This window comes from Caenispirillum bisanense, assembly GCF_900230255.1.
In the GTDB taxonomy this organism is placed as follows: Bacteria; Pseudomonadota; Alphaproteobacteria; order Rhodospirillales; family Rhodospirillaceae; genus Caenispirillum; species Caenispirillum bisanense_A.
In genome coordinates this window covers 23,997-46,741 of record NZ_OCNJ01000001.1, presented here as the reverse complement: position 1 = coordinate 46,741, position 22,745 = coordinate 23,997, and the positions used below count along the sequence as shown (strand labels likewise).

Annotated in this window: 20 protein-coding genes; 14 read left to right on the top strand and 6 right to left on the bottom strand. The window is 70.7% G+C overall.

What is annotated here, in order from left to right:
• Positions 1–192: 192 nt before the first annotated feature.
• Together CRP50_RS00280 and CRP50_RS00275 are read right to left on the bottom strand one after the other, a co-directional pair.
• On the bottom strand, positions 193–1,053 hold the full coding sequence (locus CRP50_RS00280; protein WP_097276983.1) for an urea carboxylase-associated family protein: 861 nt from the start codon (positions 1,051–1,053) through the stop codon (positions 193–195).
• Positions 1,054–1,115: 62 nt separating this feature from the next.
• Entirely contained in the window at positions 1,116–3,170 is a 2,055-nt protein-coding gene (locus CRP50_RS00275) for a methyl-accepting chemotaxis protein (protein WP_101613929.1), read from the bottom strand.
• Between the two features lie 520 nt (positions 3,171–3,690).
• Between CRP50_RS00275 and CRP50_RS00270 the strand changes: the two genes are divergently transcribed.
• The 12 genes from CRP50_RS00270 to CRP50_RS00215 are packed head-to-tail and all read left to right on the top strand — an operon-like array spanning position 3,691 to position 15,511.
• Positions 3,691–4,347 (top strand): cytochrome c3 family protein, encoded by a 657-nt coding sequence (locus tag CRP50_RS00270; protein WP_097276981.1) that lies wholly within the window; start codon positions 3,691–3,693, stop codon positions 4,345–4,347.
• A 16-nt stretch (positions 4,348–4,363) separates the two neighbouring features.
• Positions 4,364–7,258 (top strand): TAT-variant-translocated molybdopterin oxidoreductase, encoded by a 2,895-nt coding sequence (locus tag CRP50_RS00265; RefSeq protein WP_097276980.1) that lies wholly within the window; start codon positions 4,364–4,366, stop codon positions 7,256–7,258.
• Positions 7,251–8,663: an NrfD/PsrC family molybdoenzyme membrane anchor subunit gene (gene nrfD / locus CRP50_RS00260; RefSeq protein WP_097276979.1), complete on the top strand. Its 1,413-nt coding sequence runs from the start codon at positions 7,251–7,253 to the stop codon at positions 8,661–8,663. The genes CRP50_RS00265 and nrfD overlap by 8 nt, the downstream gene beginning before the upstream one ends.
• Entirely contained in the window at positions 8,660–9,196 is a 537-nt protein-coding gene (locus CRP50_RS00255) for a DUF3341 domain-containing protein (RefSeq protein ID WP_097276978.1), read from the top strand. The genes nrfD and CRP50_RS00255 overlap by 4 nt, the downstream gene beginning before the upstream one ends.
• Complete coding sequence (locus tag CRP50_RS00250) at positions 9,193–9,726, top strand: c-type cytochrome (RefSeq protein WP_097276977.1); 534 nt, start codon at positions 9,193–9,195, stop codon at positions 9,724–9,726. The genes CRP50_RS00255 and CRP50_RS00250 overlap by 4 nt, the downstream gene beginning before the upstream one ends.
• The gene (locus CRP50_RS00245) at positions 9,723–10,652 is read left to right on the top strand and encodes a hypothetical protein (RefSeq protein WP_097276976.1); all 930 of its coding nucleotides are present in this window, start codon (positions 9,723–9,725) and stop codon (positions 10,650–10,652) included. Before CRP50_RS00250 ends, CRP50_RS00245 begins: the two co-directional genes overlap by 4 nt.
• The gene (locus CRP50_RS00240) at positions 10,645–11,094 is read left to right on the top strand and encodes a hypothetical protein (RefSeq protein ID WP_141415038.1); all 450 of its coding nucleotides are present in this window, start codon (positions 10,645–10,647) and stop codon (positions 11,092–11,094) included. The genes CRP50_RS00245 and CRP50_RS00240 overlap by 8 nt, the downstream gene beginning before the upstream one ends.
• Complete coding sequence (locus tag CRP50_RS00235) at positions 11,091–11,900, top strand: SCO family protein (protein ID WP_097276974.1); 810 nt, start codon at positions 11,091–11,093, stop codon at positions 11,898–11,900. Before CRP50_RS00240 ends, CRP50_RS00235 begins: the two co-directional genes overlap by 4 nt.
• The gene (gene coxB, locus CRP50_RS00230; RefSeq protein WP_097276973.1) at positions 11,897–12,916 is read left to right on the top strand and encodes a cytochrome c oxidase subunit II; all 1,020 of its coding nucleotides are present in this window, start codon (positions 11,897–11,899) and stop codon (positions 12,914–12,916) included. Before CRP50_RS00235 ends, coxB begins: the two co-directional genes overlap by 4 nt.
• Positions 12,913–14,571, top strand: a complete 1,659-nt coding sequence (locus tag CRP50_RS00225) for a cbb3-type cytochrome c oxidase subunit I (RefSeq protein ID WP_097276972.1) — start codon at positions 12,913–12,915, stop codon at positions 14,569–14,571. The genes coxB and CRP50_RS00225 overlap by 4 nt, the downstream gene beginning before the upstream one ends.
• Entirely contained in the window at positions 14,568–15,218 is a 651-nt protein-coding gene (locus CRP50_RS00220) for a cytochrome c oxidase subunit 3 (protein ID WP_097276971.1), read from the top strand. The genes CRP50_RS00225 and CRP50_RS00220 overlap by 4 nt, the downstream gene beginning before the upstream one ends.
• 17 nt (positions 15,219–15,235) lie before the next feature.
• Positions 15,236–15,511 (top strand): cytochrome C oxidase subunit IV family protein, encoded by a 276-nt coding sequence (locus tag CRP50_RS00215; protein ID WP_097276970.1) that lies wholly within the window; start codon positions 15,236–15,238, stop codon positions 15,509–15,511.
• Here the strand turns inward: CRP50_RS00215 and CRP50_RS00210 are convergent.
• The 3 genes from CRP50_RS00210 to CRP50_RS00200 form a co-directional block, all read right to left on the bottom strand.
• A complete protein-coding gene (locus tag CRP50_RS00210; RefSeq protein WP_097276969.1) occupies positions 15,477–15,929 on the bottom strand; it encodes a hypothetical protein in 453 nt (150 codons plus the stop codon). The two genes, CRP50_RS00215 and CRP50_RS00210, sit on opposite strands and share 35 nt — an antisense overlap.
• 3 nt (positions 15,930–15,932) lie before the next feature.
• Positions 15,933–16,865 (bottom strand): NAD(P)H-dependent flavin oxidoreductase, encoded by a 933-nt coding sequence (locus CRP50_RS00205; protein WP_097276968.1) that lies wholly within the window; start codon positions 16,863–16,865, stop codon positions 15,933–15,935.
• 199 nt (positions 16,866–17,064) lie between these two features.
• The gene (locus tag CRP50_RS00200; protein ID WP_097276967.1) at positions 17,065–17,325 is read right to left on the bottom strand and encodes a hypothetical protein; all 261 of its coding nucleotides are present in this window, start codon (positions 17,323–17,325) and stop codon (positions 17,065–17,067) included.
• 397 nt (positions 17,326–17,722) lie between these two features.
• On the opposite strand from CRP50_RS00200, the gene CRP50_RS00195 reads away from it, so the two are divergent.
• On the top strand, positions 17,723–18,766 hold the full coding sequence (locus CRP50_RS00195; RefSeq protein WP_176524963.1) for a Fe(3+) ABC transporter substrate-binding protein: 1,044 nt from the start codon (positions 17,723–17,725) through the stop codon (positions 18,764–18,766).
• Between the two features lie 269 nt (positions 18,767–19,035).
• On the opposite strand, the gene CRP50_RS00190 is transcribed toward CRP50_RS00195, so the two are convergent.
• Positions 19,036–21,345: an ATP-dependent helicase gene (locus CRP50_RS00190; protein WP_097276965.1), complete on the bottom strand. Its 2,310-nt coding sequence runs from the start codon at positions 21,343–21,345 to the stop codon at positions 19,036–19,038.
• 136 nt (positions 21,346–21,481) lie between these two features.
• Here CRP50_RS00190 and CRP50_RS00185 point away from each other — a divergent pair, with 136 nt between their 5' ends.
• Positions 21,482–22,729, top strand: coding sequence for a cytochrome P450 (locus CRP50_RS00185; protein WP_097276964.1), 1,248 nt, complete (start codon positions 21,482–21,484; stop codon positions 22,727–22,729).
• Positions 22,730–22,745: the final 16 nt, after the last annotated feature.

The following is a 22,745-nucleotide window of genomic DNA, read 5'->3' as shown; positions in this document are numbered from 1 at the left end:
CCGTAGAAGAGGGCGCCCGTGCAAGGCGGTAGGCGCCGTGCACGCCGTGGATGCCCGGCTCGGAGGCCGGGCATGACAAGGCATTGATAAGCCTAACGAATTTGTCATGGCCGGACTTGATCCGGCCATCCACGGCGCCCCGGACGGCGGCCGTGGAAGAGAGCACCTGTGCAAGGCGGCAGACGCCCCGCCCTACCCCACCCCGTGCGTGCGCGGGTAGGCGTTGCGGGCGGGCGGCGTCCACCCTTCCAGGGCCTCGGCGCGCGGGCGGTAGATTTCCACCAGCAGCGGATGGCAGGCGGCGGCGTCGCTGGAGTGGCTGGCGCTGCAATCGCCGCCGGGGCAGGCCGACAGGGCGCCGAGCAGGTCGATCTCGGCGAACAGCTCCAGGAAGTCGCCGGGGCGCACCGGGCTCGCCTTCATGAAGTACTGGTGGGTGTCGTGGGTGAAGCCCGTGCACATGAACACGTTCAGCACGTCGTGCACGTGCATCTCGGCCTCCTGCACCGGCAGCGCGGTGCCGTCGGCGAAGGCGCGGGTCAGGTTGGAGTGGCAGCAGTGGTGGTAGTCGCCGCCGCTCAGCAGACGGTTGGTGTAGGGGTCGCAGCGCGTGCCGATGACGTCGTGCACCCCCGCCCCGTCGGCGTCCCACCCGTACCAGGCGAGGGTGTCGTGGGTGATGGTCGCCATGGGGCGCAGGGACGGCAGGGTGCTCCACAGCCGGTCGCCGGTGGTGACGTGGCTGGCGTGCAGCTGGCGGGTCTTGCCGCTGAAGAAGCGTTCCGTCGGGTCGGCCGCGTTCCACAGGTTGAGGTCGCCGACCTGCGGCCCCTCGACGCTGACGATGCGGAACAGGTGCCCGGCCGGCACCCGGAAGGCGCGGCCGTCGCGCGGCGGGACGATCACCTCGTCCACCTTGGTCATGCCCTGGCGCACGCCCTCGTAGAAGGCCGTGTCGACGGGCGGCAGGCGGTCCACGGTGTAGCACACCACCGGCTTCGCCGCCCGCCGTTCGGCGGCGTCGGCCGGTGCCTTGATCCCTTTGCGCGTCATTCTGTCCTCATGGTCGGAGCGGTGCGGAAAGCGCCCATGCTCCGCCGTCCGGCGGGGCGGCGTCAAGCGGTGCGCAGGCGCTCCACGAAGGCTTCCACCTCGCGACCGAGGGTTTCGCCCTGTTCGGCCAGGTCGGCGGCGGTGGTGCGCATGGTGCCGGCGAGGTCGTGGGTCTCGCCGGAGGCGCGCGCCACCTCGTCGATGGAGCGGGTGACGCCTTCCGTGCCGTCGGCCGCCTGCTGGACGTTGCGGACGATCTCGCGCGTCGCCGCCGCCTGTTCCTCCATGGCCGCGGCGATGGTGGCGGCGATTTCGTCCATGTGGCCGATGCGGCCGCCGATGTCGGCGATGGCCGCCACCGCCTTGTCCGTCTCGGCCTGCACGGCGCCGATGCGGGCGCCGATCTGTTCGGTGGCGCGGGTGACCTGGCCCGCCAGCTGCTTGACCTCGTGCGCCACCACGGCGAAGCCCTTGCCGGCGTCGCCCGCGCGGGCCGCCTCGATGGTGGCGTTGAGTGCCAGCAGGTTGGTCTGGTCGGCGATGTCGGTGATGAGCTTCACCACCTCGCCGATCTCGCCGGTCGCCCGCGACAGGCGCTGCACCACCTCGGCCGTCTCGCCGGCGGTCTGCGAGGCTTCGCGCGCCGCCTCGCTCGACAGGCCGACCTGACGGCTGATCTCGTCGATGGAGGCGGCCAGTTCCTCGGCCGCCGCCGCCACCGTCTGCACGTTGCTGGCCGCCTGGCCGGCCGCCGCGGCGATGTCGGTGGCCCGGGCGCTGGTCAGCTCGGCCGTCTGCGCCATGCTGTGGGAGCTTTCCTGCATGCCGTCGACAGACTGGCGGGTGCGGCGGACCATGCTGCCGACGGTCTCGTGCAGGCGCTCGGCGATGTCCTGCAGCATGGCCTTGCGGTCGGCTTCGGCCTGGGCGCGATGGGCCTCGGCGGCGGCGTTGAGGCGTTCCACCTCCTCGGCGTTTTCCTTGAAGACCTGGACGGCGCGCGCCATCTCGCCCATTTCGTCGCGGCGGTCGCGGGCCGGCACCTCGGTCGCCAGTTCACCGGCGGCGAGGCGCGTCATGGTGCGCGTCATGGCCTTCAGCGGCCCGACCAGCCCGCGCACGGTCACCAGCGCCATGAGGGCGCCGAGCACGATGGCGGCGCCGGCCACGGCCACCACCACCTGCATCAGCATCTCCATGCGGTCGGCGAGGCCGTAGCGCAGGTCTTCGGCCGTCTGCAGTTCGGTGTTCTTGATGGAGACGGCGACCGCCGCCGCCTGCCGCGCGAGGTCGGGCATCACCGTGCCGGTCTGCTGGGCCAGCGCCTCGCTGACCTCGTACACCTCGTCCAGCTTGTCCGCATAGGCGCGCAGGTCGGAGCGGGCGCCGTCGAGCTGCTCGCGCTCCGCCGACTGCAGGCCGAAGCGGCCCATCAGGCCGGCCTGGCGGTGGAAGTCGCGGAACGACTGCTTGGCGAGGTCGAGCAGTTCCGGCGAGGGGTTGTCGATGAAGCTGCGCGTGTAGGTGCGGCCGTCCATGACCGCTTCCATGGCCTTGCCGGCGAAGGCGGCCAGCTTGTAGTCGCCGCGCTCCGACGCGAAGGACGCCAGCTTCGACAGCTTCTCCTGGATGCCGGCCCCGAGCGGGACGATGACCGTCTCGTCCAGTTCGTGCTTCTGCAGCTGCAGGGCCACCGCCTTCTGGAAGGCGGCGAAATAGTCCTCCTCCAGCTTCTGCAGGGTGGCGAAGCGTTCGCGCTGGTCGTCGCTCGCCGTGGCGGCGGCGCGGGCGAGGCCGCCGGAGAGGTTGCCGTGCGCCTCTTCCAGCTGCGACTGCGCCTGGGCGCCGCGGCCCGCCAGCACGTTGTTGGCGTAGAGTCGGAGGGCGGTCAGGTCGCGTTCGATCTCGCCGCCCGACAGCGCCCGGCTCATGCCGGCGCCGAGGCGGTCGACACCCTGGGCCGCCTCGCGGAAGCCCGTGTAGCCGGCCGCCGCCACCGCGGCGGTGACGATCAGGCAGAAGGCGAACCCGGCGATGATGCGGGTGGAGACGCGGAACCGGTCGAGCACGCGGATACGGCCGAACGACCGGAAGACGGCGGTGGCGGGCAGCTTCAAGTCTCTCATTCCCCAGCAGGCGGTCTGGCGGTGCGCCGGTGCATGGCGCGCCCTCTTCGGTTGTCGCCATGGTAAAGGCCATACCGCCGGGCTGTCCGGTACCGAGGTATAGGAAACTGCTTCAAAGGTATATTCGCACCAGCCCTATGGCTAATAGCGCCTGCCGATCGTCTATTGGCGCCCCACGCCACGCGGCAAGCGGCCCCGACGCGACGGAGCGCACATTACGGCTTGCAATTGCGAATGCCTCGCAGTAGCGTCAACTCACCACGGCCGTTCGGTCGATGGCGTTTCCCGCAGGTCCGCCCTTCCCGTCTCCCATTCCCTCGTGGCGGGCCCGATCCTTCAGTCCGTATTACCAACCTACCTTCAGGCGGCGCTCCGGCGCCGCCTGCCTTTTTTGCGCGCAGGGCCGCCGATCCTTCCATGACAGCAACCCGGCTTCGAAAGCGGGCGTTGCCCTGACAGATGTCGGGGCTGCCGATGCCGCGGCTCCGGTTTCCCAGAACCGGACGGAGCAATGGCGCAGGTTTTCAAACCGTCGGCGGACGTGTGGTTGCGGGCCATCCTGGTCACGGCCGCGCTGACGGTCGCGTCCATCGTGGTGGGCGGCTGGGTCTACCTGCATTCCGACTGGGTGACCGACGTGGGCGAGGCGCCATGGCAGCCGGTGCCCTTCAGCCACCGCCACCACGCCGGCGAGATGGAGATCGACTGCCGCTACTGCCACTACACGGTGGAGCAGTCGGCCCAGGCCACCCTGCCGACGGCGGAGACCTGCATGACCTGCCACAGCAAGGTCTGGACCGAAGCCGACATGCTGCGCCCGGTGCGCGAAGCCTATGCCGAGGGCCGGCCGCTGGTGTGGAACCGGGTCGTCAACGTGCCGGACTACGTCTACTTCAACCACGCCATCCACGTCGACAAGGGGGTCGGCTGCACCACCTGCCACGGGCCGATCCAGGAGATGGCGCTCACCTACGAAAGCCATTCCTACAGCATGGCCTGGTGCCTGGACTGCCACCGCGACCCGGCGCCCTTCGTACGGCCGCGCGACGCGCTCACCGACCTGCGGTGGAAGCCGACCAAGGACCAGATCGCCGCCAATCGCCGGCGCCTGCACGCCGAGGGCGTCACGCCCGAGACCATGACCGACTGCTACACCTGCCACCGATGACCGAGGCCCCTCGCCCATGACCGACGGAAGCCCCCAGCGCCGCGGCCGCGACCTCTGGCTCAGCCTGGAGCAGCGCACCGACCCCGAGGCCGTCGCCGCCCTGGTGGAGCAGGAGTTCGGCGTCTCCGCCCGGCAGGTGCTGGAAAGCGACCGCCGCACCTTCCTGAAATGCATGGCGGCGTCGTTCTCGCTGGCCGGGCTGGCGGGCTGCGACTGGGAGGCGCCGGAGGAAATCGAGATGCGCGGCCGCGGCGGATCGTGGGTGCAGACCGACGAACGCCGCTTCTACGCCACCAGCGTGGTGCGCAGCGGCTGGGCGGTGCCGGTGCTGGCCGAAGCCGTGGGCGGCCGACCGCTGCGCTTGGACGGCAACGCCGAGCACCCGGCCGGCACCACCGCCATCGACGCCCATGCCCAGGCCGAGGTGCTGCGCCTCTACGACCCCGACCGTTCCCGCGCGGTGCGCCACTTCGACACCCCAGTCGGCGCCAAGCGGCTGGAGCGCGAACTGGCCGACATCCGCCGCTGGCTGGCCGAGAGCGGCGGCGAGGGCGTCGCCCTGCTCACCGGCCCGACCACCTCCCCCATGGTCGGTGCCCTGCTGCGCGAGATCACCGAGCGCCATCCGCAGGCGCGCTGGTACACCCTGGACCCGCTGCCGGCCACCGCCCCGCCCCGCCTGCCGCGGTTCGATAGGGCGGAGGTGATCGTGTCGCTGGCAGCCGATTTCCTCGGCCCCGGCGCGACGCAGGTGCCCTTCTCGGCCGCCTTCGCGGCGCGGCGGCGGGAGCACGGGGCGCAGGCGCTGTTCGTCGCCGAGCCGACGCCCACCCTGACCGGCCTGCGCGCCGGCCCCGACCGCCTGCCGCAGGAAGCCGCCCGCCTGCCCGCCTTGGCCGCCGCCCTGCTCGCCCGCGCCGAGGATCGGCCGCTGCCGGACGGCCTGTCCGAGGCGGAGCGCACCTGGGTCGATCGCGCCTGGGGCGCGCTGGAGGCCGCACCGGGCCGCGGTATGGTACTCGCCGGCGACCACGAGCCGGAGGTGCTGCACGCGCTCGCCACCCACCTCAACCACCGCACCGGCAATGCCGCCAACGTGCAGGTGTTCGACGGCCCGCTGTTCGAGGTGCCGCAGCCGGCGGAGCAGGTGGGCCTGCGCGACCTGCTGGCGCGCGACGACGTCTCGACCCTGGTGGTCCTCGACAGCGACCCGGTCTACCACGCCCCCGGCGACCTCGACGTGGCAGGATGGCTGCAAACCGTGCCGCGCATCGTCCACGCCGGGCTCTATGTCGACGAGACGGGCAAGCGCAGCCAATGGCACATCCCCCTCGCCCACCCGCTGGAGGTCTGGAACGACGGCCGCGCCATCGACGGCACCTATACACTGCGCCAGCCGCTGCTGCGGCCGATCTTCGCCGGCTGGTCGGAGGCGGAGGTGCTGAAGGCCCTGCTGGTGCCGCTGGCCGAGGCCGCCCCCGACCGCGAGCTTCTGCGCGCCTCGTGGCAGGCGGTGACGGGACAGGAGGGCGAGGACGCCTTCCGCGCCGCCATCGCCGCCGGCTTCGTACCCGACACCGCGCCGCCCCTGGTCGACCAGCCGCAGCCGCCCGCCGTCGCCGACCCCGACGCGCTGGCCGTGGCGCCGGTGGAAGACGGGCTCGAGGTGGTGTTCCGGCCCGACGCCGCCCTGTGGGACGGCTCCTTCGCCAATTGCGCCTGGATGCTGGAATGGCCGAAGCCGCTCACCAAGGTGACGTGGGATACGGCCCTGCTGGTCAGCCCGCAACTGGCGGCGGAGCGGGGCCTGCGCGACGGCGACGTGGTGGCGCTGGGCACCGCGGCGGGCGGGGTGACGGCGCCGGTGATCGTCCACCCGGGGCAGGCGGCGCGCTCGGTGACGGTGGAACTGGGCGGCGGGCGCGACTACTACGGCAGCCTGTCGCGCGACGTCGGCTACGACGGCTTCCGCATCCGCCCCGCCGACGCCCTGTGGCGGGCGCCAGCGACGGTGTTCCAGAAGACCGACGGCCGCCGCCCCTTCGCCCGCACCCAGCTCGACGGCATGATGCGGGAGGAGGAACCCATCCGCGTCGTCGCCGCCGCCGAGCAGGACGCGGCGCCCGAGCAGCACCCGACCGTCCAGGCACCGACCCTCTATCCCAAATGGATGGAGAAGGCCGAGCACGCCTGGGCCATGGTCATCGACCTCGACCTCTGCACCGGCTGCAGCGCCTGCGTCACCGCCTGCCAGGCCGAGAACAACATCCCCGTGGTCGGGCGCGATCAGGTGGAGGCGGGGCGCGCCATGCACTGGCTGCGCGTCGACCGCTACTGGGAGGACGCGCCGGAACAGCCGCTCGGCCACTTCCAGCCGCGCCCCTGCATGCATTGCGAGAAAGCCCCCTGCGAACTGGGCTGCCCGGTCAACGCCACCGTGCACGGGCCGGAGGGGCTGAACCAGATGGTCTACAACCGCTGCATCGGCACCCGCACCTGCGCCAGCTTCTGCCCCTACAAGGTGCGGCGGTTCAACTTCTTCGACTACACGAGCGGCGACGCCAACGAGGCCGCGCGGCCGCAGCGCAACCCCGAGGTCACGGTGCGCTCGCGCGGGGTGATGGAGAAGTGCACCTACTGCGTCCAGCGCATCGAGCGCGCCAAGATCACCGCCGAGATCGAGGGCCGAGAGGTCGAGGACGCCGACGTCACCACCGCCTGCGCCTCCGCCTGCCCGACGCGCGCCATACGTTTCGGCGACAAGCGGCGCGACGACAGCGACATCGCCCGCCTGCGCCGCGATCCGCGCCATTACGCCCTGCTGCACGAACTCGCCACCCAGCCGCGCACCACCTACCTCGCCAAGGTCGAGCCGGGCGCCGCCCACGACGAGGAGGACGAGCATGGCTGAGCGGCTCGAGCCTCGCCTCTACCCCTACCACGGCGGCGACCTGCCGGAGGCGCAGGCGCAGATCGCCGCCATCCCGACGGCCTTCCCGCATCGCTGGCGCTGGTGGTGGATGACCATCGCCGCCGCCGCGGCCACCGTCATGCTGCTGATCGCCATCGGCGCCACCTTCTCCGAGGGCATCGGCCTGTGGGGCAACAACGCGCCCAACTACTGGGGCATGGCGATCATGAACTACGTGTGGTGGATCGGCATCGGCAATGCCGGCACCATGATCTCCGCCCTGCTCCTGCTGCTCGGCCGCGGCTGGCGCAATTCGCTGAACCGCATGGCCGAGACCATGACCGTCTTCGCCGTGGCCTGCGCCGGGCTGTTCCCCATCATCCACCTGGGGCGGCCGGGCTTCGTGATGTACGTGTTCCCTTATCCCAATACACAGGACCTGTGGCCGCAGTTCCGCTCGCCGCTGTTCATGGACGTGACGGCGGTGTTCAGCTACCTGCTGGTCAGCGTGATCTTCTGGTACGTCGGCCTGCTGCCCGACCTGGCCGCCATGCGCGACCGCGCGCCGACGCGGCGCTGGCAGGTGTTCTACGGCCTGCTGGCGCTCGGCTGGCGCAACAGCGCCCGCCACTGGGACACCTGGTGGAACGTCTACAAGGGCTGCGCCATCCTGGCCGTGCCGCTGGTGATCTCGGTTCATTCCGGCGTCGGCCTGTTGTTCGCCATGGGGCCGCAGGCGGGCTGGCACACCACCCTGTTCCCGCCGTTCTTCGTGATCGGGGCGCTCTATTCCGGCTTCGCCGTGGTGGCCATGCTGGCGACCACGCTCCGCCATGCCTTCGGCCTGCATGCGCTCGTCACCGAGCGGCACCTCGACATCCTCGGCAAGGTGCTGCTCGCGACCGCTCTGATGACCGGCTACGGCTACGTCATGGAGGCCTTCACCCAGTGGTGGAGCGGCGATCCGTTCGAGCGCAACACCCTGATGGACCGCTTCGTCGGCGAATACGCCTGGCTGTGGTGGACCACCATCGTCTGCAATCTGGTGCTCATCCAGCTGCTGTGGTTCAAGCCCTTCCGGGTACGGCCGGTGCTGCTGTTCGCCATGGGCGTGGTCGGCACCGTCGGCATGTGGTTCGAGCGCTACATGCTGCTCATCACCACCACCTACCGCCCCTTCATCTCGGCCGAGGACGGCCCCTACGTGGCGACCGCGTGGGAGTGGATGATCCTCGGCGGCACCATCGGGCTGTTCCTGTTCGGCTACCTGCTGTTCGTGCGCCTGCTGCCCATGATCTCGGGCTTCGAGGCCAAAGAGACCATCGCCGAGATGGCCCGAAAGCGTGGCGAAACCGTCGGCGCGGCGGGGCCCCACTCCCCGGCCAGCGGGAGGACCATGCCGTGACCGAGCAGCTGGCGATCTTCGGCATGGCGGCGCGCTTCGACGACGAGGCGCTGGCGCTGGAAACCGTGCGGGCGGCGACGGACGCCGGCTGGCGGGTGGAGGCCTACACGCCCTATCCGGTGCCCGGCATGCCGGCGGCGCTGCGCCACCGCGACCCCTGGCCCGCCCGGGCGCTCACCGCCGGCGCCGTCGGCGGCTTCGCGGCGGCCATGCTGGTGCAGTGGTACGCCACCGCCGTCGATTACCCCATCAACGTGGGCGGCCGCGACCTCGTCGCCTGGGCGGCCTTCGCCATCCCGTCCTTCGAACTGGGCGTGCTGGCGGCGGTGGTTTGCGGTGTCGGCGCCATGCTGGTGCGCAACCGCCTGCCCAAGCTCTACCACCCCATCTTCTGGTACCCCGACCACTGGCGGTCGAGCAGCGGCAGCTACGTCGTCTGCATCGAGAACGACTGCGACGCCTTCGACCCCAACGCGGTGCGCGACTTCCTGCGCCGCAGCGGCGGGCAGGCGATCCGGGAGGTGACGGCATGACGCTTCGCCACCTTCGCCGCGCCGCCCTCGTGCCCCTGGTCCTGCTCGCCACCGCCTGCGGCCCCGACATGGAGGAGCAGGAACGCCCCCGGCCCATCGACCCGGAGCCGGTGCTGTCCGGCCCGACCTCCCGCCTGCCGGTGGAGGGCACCGTGGCGCGCGGCGAAAAGACGGCATGGGAGGTATTGCGCGACCGCCCCGAGATCACGCCCGAACTGCTCGCCCACGGCCGGGAGCGGTTCGAGATCTATTGCGCCCCCTGCCACGGCATCGCCGGCTACGGCGACGGCCTCATCGTGCGGCGCGGCTTCCCCGCCCCGCAGAGCTTCCACCAGGACCGCCTGCGCGAGGCGCCGGCCGGCCACTTCCTGGCGGTCATCGCCAACGGCTTCGGCGCCATGTTCCCCTACGGCGATCGCGTGCCGCCGGGCGACCGCTGGGCCGTCGTCGCCTACATCCGCGCCCTGCAACTGAGCCAGCACGCCGAGGCGGCCGCCCTGCCCGCCGACGTGCGGGAGGCGCTGCCATGAGCGCCGCCGCCGGCCTCGCCGCCTTCACCGCCGGCCTGTTCGTCTTCGGCCTTTCGGGCGGCGCCGTTTTCCTGCTGCTGACCCAGGCCGTCACCTGGCGCGGCTGGATGACGCCGCTGCTGCCGGGCCTGCGCCTGCTGGCGGCGGCGACGCCGGTGTTCGGCGTCATGCTGGTCGCGCTCTACGGCGTCGCCTGGCCCGCCTATCCGTGGGCGGAGCACCCGGCGCTCGGCGGCTACCTGAGCCCGCTGTGGACCGGCGTGCGGCTCGGCGCCCTGGTGGGACTGTTCAGCCTGTTCGGCCTCATCGGGGCCCTCGGGCTGCTGAACCGGCGGGTGGCGGCGCTCGGGCTGATCGTGCTGACGATCGGCCTCAGCATCGCCTGCGTCGACTGGACCATCAGCCTGAGCCACAAGATGAAGCACGGCTCGTTCGGCCTCATCGTCATGACCGGCTGGGTCCTCTCCGCCCTGGCGCTGGTCTGTGCCGTCGGGTCCGTCACCTGGGACCGTGCCGCCCGCGCCACCTGGAGCGCCGTGCTGCTGGTGCTGGTGGTGCTGTGGATCTACCTGCAGTTCATGCAATACATCGTCATCTGGGGCACCGACCTGGTGCCCGAGGCGCAATGGTGGCTGGCTCGCGCCGAGCCGCCGTGGCGGCCCTTCCTGTGGGCGACCGCCGTGCTGCATGCGGTGGTGCCGGTGCTCTGCCTCGCCCTGCCGGCCCTGCGGTCACGCCCGCCGGTGCTGTTGGCGGCGGCCCTGTCCGTGCTGGCGGGGCGGGCGCTGGAGACCATGCTGTGGACCCTGCCGGCGCTGCCCGAACGCGGCCCCGTCACCCTCGGCGCCGCCACGGTCGCGGTGCCCCTGCTGATTTGCGCCGGCCTCGCCGCCGCCCTGCACCGGCGGGAGGTGCGCCATGGTTAGTCCGGAGCGCGTGCCCGGCCGCGGCGACTACGAACACCGCGACGCCGCCCCGCGCGGCGTGGTGTATGCCGCCGTCGCCTTCGTGGTGACGCTGTCGCTGTTCGGCGTCGTCGCCGTCGTCCTCGACGGCCTGCTGGAGCCCGACCGCCCGGCGCCGCCCCCCATCACCGGCCGGCTGGAGCGCGGCGGCCCGCCGCTCAACGTGGAGCCGGAGGACACCCTGGCCGACGCCCGCCGCCGCCACCGCGCCCGCCTGGAGGGCACCGCCTGGGTCGACCGCGACGCCGGCATCGCCCGCATCCCCATCGACACCGCCCTGCGCCTGACCGCCGAGCGCGGCTGGCAGGAACCGCCGCCCGACGCGCCGCCCACGGTGCAGACACCCGTGCCGCAGGAGCGCGTGCCCCTGAAGGACCGCCCGGAGGAGGAGCCGCCGCAATGACCGTGTTCGTCGCCCTGGCCCTGGCGGTGCTGACACTCGCCCTGCCGGCCCGCGCCGCCGTGCCCTTCGATCCCTTCGGCTCGACCGCCGTCGACAGTCCGCAGGACGCCGCCGTGCCCGAGCACGCGCCCTTCGTCGACCGCAAGGGCCGGCCGGTCGACCTCGGTACCCTGGTGCGCGGCGACGTGCCGGTGGTGCTGGCGCCGGTCTATTACGACTGCCCCAACATCTGTTCGGTCTCGACGGCCAGCCTGACCCAGAGCCTCGCCCTGCTGACGACGCTGGAGCACGGCCGCGACTACCGCGTGGTGTTCTTCAGCTTCGACCCGCGCGAAGGACCGGCCGAGGCCCGCAAGGCGCTGGCCTCGCTGCAGCAGCGGAAGATGGACTACCCCGCCCTGCCCGACCTCGCCTGGCTGACCGGCGGCCCCGAGGCCATCGAGGGCGTGACGCGCGCCCTCGGCTACCGCTACGCCTGGGATGCCGGCATCGGCCAATACAGCCACGCCAACGCCTTCGCCGTGCTCACGCCGGACGGCCGCCTGTCGCGCTGGATCAACGCCATCTCGGTGGAGCCCACCGACCTGCGTCTCGCCATCACCGAGGCGGGCGCCGGCACCGTCGGGTCGATGTCCGATTTCCTGCTCATGCTCTGCTACCAGTACGACCCGGTGACGGGCAAATACGGCCGCGTCATCGACGTCTCCATCAAGGGCCTGGCGGCGGTGACGCTGCTGTGCCTGTTCGGCTTCATCGGCTTCGCCCTGTGGCAGGAGCGGCGCCGGGCGCGGCGGGAGGGGCCATGACGCCGGACGACACCACCTCCTTCCGCTGGTGGACGGACGCCGTCTCGTCGCACGCCGAACGGGTCGACGCCCTGACCTTCGGCTTCCTCGGCCTGCTGGCGCTGCTGGTGATCCCGGTGGCGATACTGCTGCCCTATTTCGTCGTGCATTACCGCGAGGGCAGCCCGGCCAGCCGCAAGCGGGCGCCGAGCAACAACCGCCGCCTGGAGTGGGGCTGGTCCATCATTCCCTTCCTGCTGTCGCTGTACTTCTTCTGGCACGCCGCCGTGCTGTTCCTCGACCAGCAGCGCCCGCCCGAGGACGCCATGGAGATCGCGGTGGTCGGCAAGCAGTGGATGTGGAAGTTCCAGCACCCCGGCGGCCAGGGCGAGATCGACAGCCTGCACGTGCCCGCCGGCGTGCCGGTGCGCCTGCGCATGATCAGCCAGGACGTCATCCACAGCCTGTTCCTGCCGGCGCTGCGCATCAAGCAGGACGTCCTGCCCGACCGCTACACCGACCTGTGGTTCCAGGCCGAGAAGACCGGCCGCTACCACATCCTCTGCGCCGAGTTCTGCGGCACCGCCCATTCCCGCATGCGCGGCGAGCTGGTGGTGATGGAGCCCGAGGCCTACCAGGCCTGGCTCGACGCCCGCGAGCCCGACGACACCTTGGCGGCGCGCGGCGAGAAGCTGTTCCGCGCCTACGGCTGTTCCGGCTGCCACGGCGAGAACTCGGTGGTGCGGGCGCCGTCGCTGGCGGGCCTGTGGGGCAGCCCCGTTCCGCTGGCCGACGGCGGCACGGTGACCGCCGACGCCACCTACGTGCGCGACAGCATCCTGTTCCCGCAGCGCCACGTCGCCGCCGGCTACCGGCCCATCATGCCGAGCTTCCGCGGCCAGATCGGCGAGGACGACCTGGTGGAGCTGGTCGCCTACATCCAGTCGCTCGGCAGCCGCGACCGCCGCGCCGCCCCCGTCCGCCAGGACCGGGACGGCGAGCAGACCGACGAGGCAGGGGAGACCACATCACCATGACGGCCACCGCCACCAACCCGGCGAGCCAGCGCCCGACCTACCTCAACCACGCCTATACGCTGTGGTCGTGGCTGTCGACGACCGACCACAAGCGCATCGGCATGCTCTACCTGGGGACGCTGACGCTGATGTTCTTCATCGGCGGACTGGCGGCGACGCTCATCCGGCTGGAGCTGATGACGCCGGTCGGCGACGTGCTGTCGGCCGACGGCTACAACAAGGTCTTCACCATCCATGGCGTCATCATGGTGTGGTTCTTCCTGGTGCCGTCGATCCCCAACACGCTCGGCAACTTCATCCTGCCGCTGATGATCGGCGCCCGGGACCTCGCCTTCCCGCGGCTGAACCTGGCCAGCTGGTACATCTTCGTCGCCGCCTCGATCATGGCGCTCTACTTCCTGCTGGCGGGCGGCGTCGACACGGGGTGGACCTTCTACACCCCCTATTCCAGCATGTTCTCCAACTCCAACGTCACCGGCGTCATCGCGGCGGTGTTCATCGTCGGGTTCTCCTCCATCGCGACGGGCGTGAACTTCATCGTCACCATCCACAAGATGCGGGCGCCGGGCATGACGTGGTTCCGCATGCCCATCCTGTGCTGGTCGCTCTACGCCACCTCGCTGGTCATCGTGCTGGCGACGCCGGTGCTCGCCATCTCGCTGCTGCTGGTGGCGCTGGAGCGGGTGGCCGGCGTCGGCATCTTCGACCCGGCGCTCGGCGGCGACCCGCTGCTGTTCCAGCACCTGTTCTGGTTCTACAGCCATCCGGCCGTCTACATCATGATCCTGCCGGGCATGGGCGTGACGACCGAGATCATCGCCTGCTTCGCCCGCCGCCGCATCTTCGGCTACCGCTTCATCGCCTTCTCGTCCATGGCCATCGCCCTCATCGGCTTCGGCGTGTGGGGGCACCACATGTTCGTCGCCGGGCAGTCGGCGGTGGCGGCCATCGTGTTCTCGCTCATGAGCTTCCTCATCGCCGTACCTTCGGCCATCAAGGTCTACACGTGGACGGCGACGCTCTACAAAGGCGACATCCGCATGGCGGCGCCGCTGGTCTATGCGCTCAGCTTCATCGTGCTGTTCGTCATCGGCGGCATCACCGGCCTGATCCTGGCGAGCCTGGCGCTCGACGTTCATGTTACGGATACGTACTTCGTCATCTCCCACTTCCACTTCATCATGGTGGGCGCCAGCGTCTCCGCCTACATGGGCGGCCTGCACTTCTGGTGGCCCAAGATGACCGGGCGCATGTACGCCGAGCGCCCGGCCCTGCTCGCTGCCCTGTTCATCGGCATCGGCTTCGTGCTGACCTTCCTGCCGCAGTTCTGGGCCGGCTACCTCGGCATGCCGCGGCGCTACCACGAGTATCCCGACGAGTTCCAGGTGCTCAACGTCATGTCCTCGGCGGGTGCCGGCATCCTCGGCCTCGGCTACGCCATGCCGCTGTTCTACCTGACCTGGTCGCTGCGCCACGGCGAGCCGGCGGGCGACAACCCATGGCAGGCGACGGGCCTCGAATGGTCGGTGCCTTCGCCGCCGCCAAAGCACAACTTCGTCGAGATCCCGGTGGTCGAGCACGAGGCCTACAGCTACCGCCCCTTCGGCGCCCAGGGCAGCGAGCGGGTGGAGAGCGACGAGGAGATCCAGCGATGACCCGTCCCCTGCCCGGCGCCGAGGGCGTCGCCGTCCAGGAGCAGTACGAGAGCGCCGACCAGCAGATGTCGGCCAACCGCCTGGGCATGTGGGTGTTCCTGGCGTCGGAGGTGATGCTGTTCGGCGGCTTCTTCCTCGGCTTCCTGGTCTACCGCGTCATGCACCCGCAGGGCTTCGAGGAGGCGGCGAGCCACACGGACCTGCTCATCGGCACAGTGAACACCGTCGTGCTGCTGACCAGTTCCCTCACCGTCGCCCTGGCGGTGACGGCGGTGCGCCACGGCCGCCGCGGCATGGGCATCGGCTGCCTCGCCGCGACGGTCGGGCTCGGCGCCGCCTTCCTCGCCCTGAAGGGCTACGAGTACTGGAAGGAATACGGCGAGGGCCTGATGCCCCACGCCGGCAAGCCTTTCCCGCTGCACGAGGAAGGCACCATGCTGTTCTTCAACCTCTACTTCGCCGCGACCGGCCTGCACGCCGCCCACCTGACCCTCGGCATCGTGATGATGAGCACGATCGCCGTCCTGTGGGCGGTGCGCGGCACGGCCCGGGTGCCCGAGCTGGTGGAAAGCGGGGCGCTCTACTGGCACCTCATCGACGTGATCTGGATCTGGCTCTACCCGCTCATCTACCTGGCCGGGCGCTGAGGGAGGAGGAGGCCGCCATGCGTCACCATGTCCGCCTGTTCGTCGCCACCTGGGCCGTGCTGCTGCTCCTGCTGGGCGGCACCTGGGGCGCGGCCATGCTGCCGCTGAACGAGACCTGGAGCGTCGTCTGCAACATGGGGTTCGCGGCGGCCAAGACGGCCATCGTCGCGTGGCTGTTCATGCACCTGAACGAGAGCACGGGACTGACCCGGGTGGCGGCCATCGCCGCCATCCCCTTCCTGTTCTCGCTCGGGCTGGTCACGCTGCTCGACGTGCTGTTCCGCGTGCCCTGACCACCAACAGTACCGCGAGGCCGAGCAGCAAGTAGCCGTAGCCGAAGGCCAGCGTCCAGACGGTCATGCCGGCCAGACGCAGCAAGCCGCCGACGCCGTCGTCCGCCAGATGGCCCGCCAGCACGACCGTCACCAGGGGCACGGTGAGCGCCGCATGAACGAGCGGCAGCAGCCACAACGCCCGGCGCAGGCGCCGCCACGGCCGACGTCCCGCCGCCACCGCCAGCGCGACGGCGAGCGGCAGGTAGGTCGGCAGCCCCACCGCCGAGGCCGCGAGCCACTCCACTGCCAGGGGGACCGGCGCCCCGGTCCGCGCCAGCACCGCCACCGCCGCCCAGCCGACGCCCGCACCCGCCAGCGGCAGCAGCAGGAGCAGCCGCAGCAGGGGGACGGACGGCCCGTCGGCCGGCGGCGTCACGGCTCAGAACTGCGCCGTGGTGTCGCGGAAGGCCGCCATGTATTCCGCCTCCAGACGCGCCGCCAGCTCGGCCGCCGCCGGGACGTCGGCGATGCCGCCGACGCCGTGACCGGCCGACCAGATGTCGCGCCACGCCTTGGCCTCGGCGGCCATGTCCATGTGCTTCTTGGGCGGCAGGTTCTCGGGGTCGAGGCCGGCGGCGATCAGGCTCGGCCGCAGGAAGTTGGCGTTCACGCCCGAGATCGAGTCCGTGTAGACGATGTCGGCCAGCGCGCTGGCCGTCAGCATGTCCTTGTAGGCCTGGTCGGCCATGCTTTCGCGCGTGGCGATGAAGCGGGTGCCCATGTATGCGAAATCCGCGCCCATCATGCGCGCCGCCGCCACGTGGCGCCCGCTGCCGAGGGCGCCGGCCAGGATGAGCGTGCCGTCGAAGAACTGCCGCACCTCCTCGATCAGGGCGAAGGGGCTGGCGGTGCCGGCATGGCCGCCGGCGCCGGCGCACACCAGGATCAGCCCGTCGACACCGGCCTGCGCCGCCTTCCGCGCGTGGCGCACCGAGATCACGTCGTGGAACACGAGGCCGCCGTAGCCGTGCACTTCCTTCACCAGGTCCGGCACGGCGCCGAGGGACGTGATGACCAGCGGCACCTTGCGCTCGGCCACCACCGCGAGGTCGGGCTCGAGGCGCGGGTTGGTCTTGTGGACGATGAGGTTGACGCCGTAGGCGGCGGCCCGGCCATGGGCGCGGCGGCCGTCCTCGATCTCGGTCAGCCACGCGGCGAAGCCCTCGGTGGTGCGGGCGTTGAGCGCCGGGAAGGTGCCGATGAGTCCGGCCTTGCAGGTTTCGAGCACCAGCTGCGGGCCGCTGACCAGGAACATGGGCGCGGCGATGACCGGCAGGCGGAGGTTCTCTCGCAGGGCGGCGGGAATGGCCATGGACGTCGTGTCTCCCGTTGTTCGGTGGTTCGTTGCCGCGAGTACAGCACGGACCGCCGGCGCCGGAAAAGTCCCGCCGCCACCGGCTGCGGATGACGCGACGTCAGGGCGCCGCCGGCCGCACGCGACAGGGCCGCCGGCGCGGGTGCGACTCGGCGGCCCTGACTGTATGGGGTGTGCGAATGCCCTGCGGCGCGGCTCAGACGTCGTAGGACAGCCGTTCGACGCCCGTCACGACGAAGCCTTCGCTCGCCGGGTACTGCTCCAGCACCTTGCTGCGCGCGCCCTCGGCGTCGTCGGCGGTGACTTCCATGTGTTTCTCTTCCGCCCAGCGTTCGTCGTAGACGTGGTGCGTCTTGTTCTGCTTCACCGCCTCGCGCACCGTCTGGTTATAGACGGCGACGGAGAACTTGCAGCAGCCCTCCCGCGGGACGTAGAGCGGATCAGCCTGCTCGTTCATATGACCTCCACCAAACCTGTTCTGCCGTATCCTGGACCGGGAAGTGTTCTGCCGTCTGTCTCTCGCGGCTTCTTCCCGGTTCCACTGTGCCATGAACAGCAAACGCCCTGCACGCTGTCTTTTCCGTGACCGCGGCGGAACTTTTCGGTTATTGCCGCTGTTTTACGCGCCGTTTCGACGTTGCCCGGATGGCGCCGGCCGATGCTGCACGACGTCATCCCTACTCCCTTTGGGACGCTTAGTCCCCCGCGGGGGGTTGCAAATCCATGCACCACACCCATGCGAAAACTCAGGGCTTTACAAGGCCGTGCGGCTCTGCTAGCCCTTTTACTGCGACGCATTCTCAACTCATGTCCTGCGTCGCCCGATGCAACACGGATCCTGGAGCATAGTCCCGATGACGCAGTCTCTCCGCAGCCTCAGCCGCGTCGCCGTCGCCGCCGTGGCGCTCGCCGTCCCTGCCGTGCTGGCGGCCGCCGATGCCGACGCCGCCGAGGTGAACCTTTATTCCGCGCGCAAGGAAGAGCTGATCCGCCCGCTGCTGGACGCCTTCACCAAGGACACGGGCATCCAGGTCAACGTGCTGACCGCCGGCGCCGACCAGCTGGTCGAGCGCATCAAGGCCGAGGGCGACAACAGCCCCGCCGACGTGCTGATGACCGTGGACGCCGGCCGCCTCTACCGCGCCAAGCAGGAAGGCCTCCTGCAGCCCATCGAGTCCGACGTGCTGGAGAAGGCGATCCCCGCCCACCTGCAGGACAAGGACAACGAGTGGTTCGGCCTGTCGCAGCGCGCCCGCGTGGTGTTCTACTCCAAGGACCGCGTGAAGCCCGAGGAGCTGTCGACCTACCAGGATCTCGCCTCCGACACCTGGAAGGGCCGCATCTGCATCCGCTCGTCCGACAACATCTACAACCAGTCCCTGCTGGCCGCCATGATCTCCCGCGACGGCGAGGAGAAGGCGCGCGCATGGGCCGAGGGCGTGGTCGCCAACATGGCGCGCAAGCCGCAGGGCGGCGACCGTGACCAGATCAAGGCCGTGGCCGCTGGCGAGTGCGACATCGCCGTCTCCAACACCTACTACGTGGTCGGCATGCTGCAGTCGACCGACGAGGGCGACGTGAAGGCGGCGCAGTCCGTGGCGCCGTTCTTCCCCGACCAGGGCGGCACCGGCACGCACGTCAACGTCTCCGGCGCCGGCGTCGTGAAGTCCGCCCCGCACAAGGCAGAGGCCGTCAAGCTCATCGAGTGGCTGGCCGGCGAGAAGGCGCAGGAGATGTACGCCGAGGTCAACGGCGAATACCCGGCCGTGCAGGGCGTGGCGTGGTCCGACGTCCTGAAGGGCTGGGGCGAGTTCAAGATGGACGACCTGCCCATGGACAACCTGGGCGAATACAACGCCGCCGCCGTGAAGGTCTTCGACCAGGCCGGCTGGCGCTGAGGCTTTACCGGGACGAGGACCGGCGGGCTGGCCGGTTCCTCTTCCTCTCGACCCGTCCGGGCGGGCAATCCCGGAAACTGGCGGCGGCCTCGCGAGGGGCCGCCGCATTTTTGTGCGGCGCCCGGCCAAGCCCCGCCGGCGGACCCCGCCCCCACCTACGGCGCGACCGCGCCGCGCGGCCCCTGCCGCGGGAGCCCAGCGGCCGCAGGCCGCGCCCGGCGCCTGAGGGCGAACAAAAACACCCTATCCCGGCGCCTGAGGGACAAATATCAAGCCGCTTCCACGAAGCCCGCCAGCACCTTCTTCAGGCCCGCCTTGTCGAACTGCACCGCCAGCTTGTCGTCCTCGACGGCGGTGATGGTGCCGTAGCCGAACTTCTGGTGGAACACCCGCTCGCCCAGGCCGAAGCCCGACGAGGCCTCGCGCGCCTTGACGTTCCACGAGGTGCCGTCGCCGGGAACGACCTTGGACGACTTGCGCCGCCCGCCCCAGCCGTCGTCCCAGGTGGAGCCCCAGGCGCCGCCGCTTTCGGCGAAGCCGGCACCATAGAGGCCGCTTTCGCTCTGCTGCTCGACGCAATCGGGCGGCAGTTCGTCGACGAAGCGGCTCGGCACCGTGTTGACCCACTGGTTGTAGATGCGGCGCGAGGCGGCGAAGCTGATGTAGACCCGCTTGCGCGCCCGCGTCAGCCCGACGTAGGCGAGCCGCCGCTCCTCCTCCAGCGCCGCCTGGCCGTTCTCTTCCAGCGACCGCTTGCTCGGGAAGATCTCCTCCTCCCAGCCCGGCAGGAAGACCACGTCGAACTCCAGCCCCTTGGCGGCGTGCAGGGTCATGAGGGTGACGCCGGGTTCCTCGGCGCTCTTGGCCTCGTTCTCCATCACCAGGCTGATGTGTTCGAGGAACTGCACCAGCGTCTCGTACTCGCCGACGGCGCCGTACAGCTCTTCCAGGTTCTCGAGCCGGCCGGGCGCCTCGGGCGTCTTGTCGCGACGCCACATCTCGGCATAGCCGCTTTCCTCGACCACCGTGCGCACCAGTTCGGGCAGGTCCATGTGATCGACCAGGGCCTTCCACCGTTCCATGCCCTCCACGAAGTCGCGCAGGGCGGCGCGGGCCTTCGGCTTCAGCTCGTCGGTCTGGACCAGTTCGGCGGCGGTGGCATAAAGCGGCTTGCCGAGGGCGCGGGCCGAGACGTGCAGCATCTGGAGGGTGGCCTCGCCGAGGCCGCGCTTGGGCTTGTTCACCACCCGCTCGAAGGCGAGGTCGTCGTCGGGCGACACCAGCAGGCGCAGGTAGGCGAGCGCGTCGCGGATCTCCATGCGCTCGTAGAAGCGCGGGCCGCCGATGACGCGGTAGTTGATGCCGGTGGTGATGAGGCGTTCCTCGAACTCGCGCGTCTGGAAGCCGGCGCGCACCAGGATCGCCATGGCGTTGAGGTTTTCGCCGGCACGCTGCAGCGCCTCGATCTCCTCCACCAGCCAGCGCGCCTCGTCGTCCTGCGACCACACGCCGCGCACGTGGATCTTGGCGCCCTCTTCCGCCACCCCCGGCGCCCGCAGCTCCTTGCCGAGGCGTCCCTGGTTGTTGCGGATGAGGTGGGAGGCGGCGCGCAGGATGGTGGGCGTGGAGCGATAATTGCGCTCCAGCCGCACGATCTTGGCCCCGGGGAAGTCCTGGTCGAACTTCAGGATGTTGCCGACCTCGGCGCCGCGCCAGCTGTAGATGGACTGGTCGTCGTCGCCGACGCAGCAGATGTTCTTGTACTTCCGCGCCAGCAGTCGCAGCCACAGGTACTGCGCCACGTTGGTGTCCTGGTATTCGTCCACCAGGATGTAGCGGAAGCGGTCCTGATACTCGGCCAGGATCTCCGGGTGGGACTGGAACATCACCACGCAGAGCAGCAGCAGGTCGCCGAAGTCGCAGGCGTTCAGCTCGCGCAGGCGGGCCTGGTAGTCGGTGTAGAACTGCACCACCTTGGACCCGCCGCCGGCCCGCGCCTCGTCCTGCGGGATCTTGTCGGGCAGGTAGGCGCGGTCCTTCCAGCGCTGGATGATGCCCATGAGCATCTGCGCCGGCTGCTTCTTGGGGTCGAAGCTCGCCTGTTCCATCAGCTGCTTCAGAAGCCGCATCTGGTCGTCGGTGTCGAGGATGGTGAAGCCCGAGCGCAGGCCCACCGCCTCCGGGTGCCGTCGCAGCATGCGCACGCACAGGGAATGGAAGGTGCCGAGCCACACCGCTTCCGCCTGCGGGCCGATCATGGCGGCCAGACGCTCGCGCATCTCGCGGGCGGCGCGGTTGGTGAAGGTCACCGCCAAGCACTGCCACGGCTGCGCCAGCGGCTTGTTGAGGATGTAGGCGAGCCGCGTCGTCAGCACGCGGGTCTTGCCGGTGCCGGCGCCCGAGAGCACCAGCACCGGGCCCTCGGTGGTAGTCACGGCCTCGCGCTGTTCCGGATTGAGGCCGGAGACGAGGGCATCCTCGCGCGCCGCCGCGGCGGCGGCATGGGCGGCGGACGGCGTGGCGGACGGGCCCGGCGGCGCCAGGGGCTCGTCGTCGAGGGAGAAGGGATCGGAGGTCATGGCGCGACTATAGACGGAGAACGAAAGCGGCTCACGGGGAAATATGGGGCCGCGGTCGCCGGGGCGCCAGGAAACCATCGGTCCGGCCAGGCCGTTAGCGGGCGAGCAGCCCTTCCAGCCGACGGAGACCCGACGCATGGCGGCCATTCCGCACGAAGCCGGCCCCGACCACACGCTGGCGTTCCTGGCGGAAGGCTATCGCTTCATCCCCAACCGGGTGGACCGCTTCGGGTCGGACATCTTCACCACCCGCCTCATGCTGTCGCCGGTCACCTGCCTGCACGGGGCGGAGGCGGCGGAGCAGTTCTACACCCCCGACCGCTTCACCCGCCGCGGCGCCATGCCGCCGACCACCCTGCGCCTGCTGCAGGGCAGCGGCAGCGTGCAGAGCCTGGACGGTCTGGCGCACCGCTGGCGCAAGCGCATGTTCCTCGACATCATGCGCCCCGGCGCCGTCGCCGAGTTGGTCGATGCCTTCACCGCCGAATGGCGGGACCGCCTGCCTGTCTGGGAGCGGCAGGACAGGGTGACCCTGTTCCCCGAGGTGGAGGAGTTGCTCACCCGCGCCGCCTGCCGCTGGGCCGGCTGCCCGCTCGACGACGCCGAGGCGCCGGAGCGGGCGCGCGAGTTTTCCGCCATGATCGCCGGCGCCGGCTCGCCCGGGCTGCGCTTCGCCCAGGGCCTGCGCCTGCGCCGCCGCACCGAACGCTGGGCCGCCGGCCTGATCGAGCAGACCCGCGACGGCCGCCTCGCCCCGCCCGAGGGCAGCGCGCTCGCCGTCATCGCCCACCACCGGGGCGAGGACGACCGCTGGCTGGACGCCGGCACCGCCGTCTACGAACTGCTGAACATCCTGCGCCCCACCGTCGCCGTCGGCCGCTTCATCGTCTTCGCCGCGCTGGCCCTCTACCAGCACCCGACGTCCCGCGCCTTCGCCGAGGGCGACGACCGCGACGTCGAGTGCTTCGCGCAGGAGGTGCGGCGGCTCTATCCCTTCTTCCCCCTGGTGGGCGGCCGGGTGCTGCAGCCCTTCGCGTGGCGCGGGCACGACTTCGCGGAAGGCGACTGGGTGCTGCTCGACCTGCACGGCACCAACCACGACCCGCGCCTGTGGTCCGAGCCGAAAGAGTTCCGTCCGGAGCGATTCCTGCATTGGGACGAGAGCCCGTGGAGCTTCGTCGCCCAGGGCGGCGGCCCCTACGACACCGGCCACCGCTGCCCCGGCGAGCGCACCACCATCGAGCTGGTGAAGCGCGCCTCCCGCCTGCTGGCCCAGGACATGCGCTACGACGTGCCGCCGCAAGACCTGTCGGTGGATCTGTCGCGCATGCCGGCGGAGCCCGCCAGCGGCTTCGTCATCGCCAACCTGCGCGCCCGCGGCTGATCCGGGGCCACGGGCC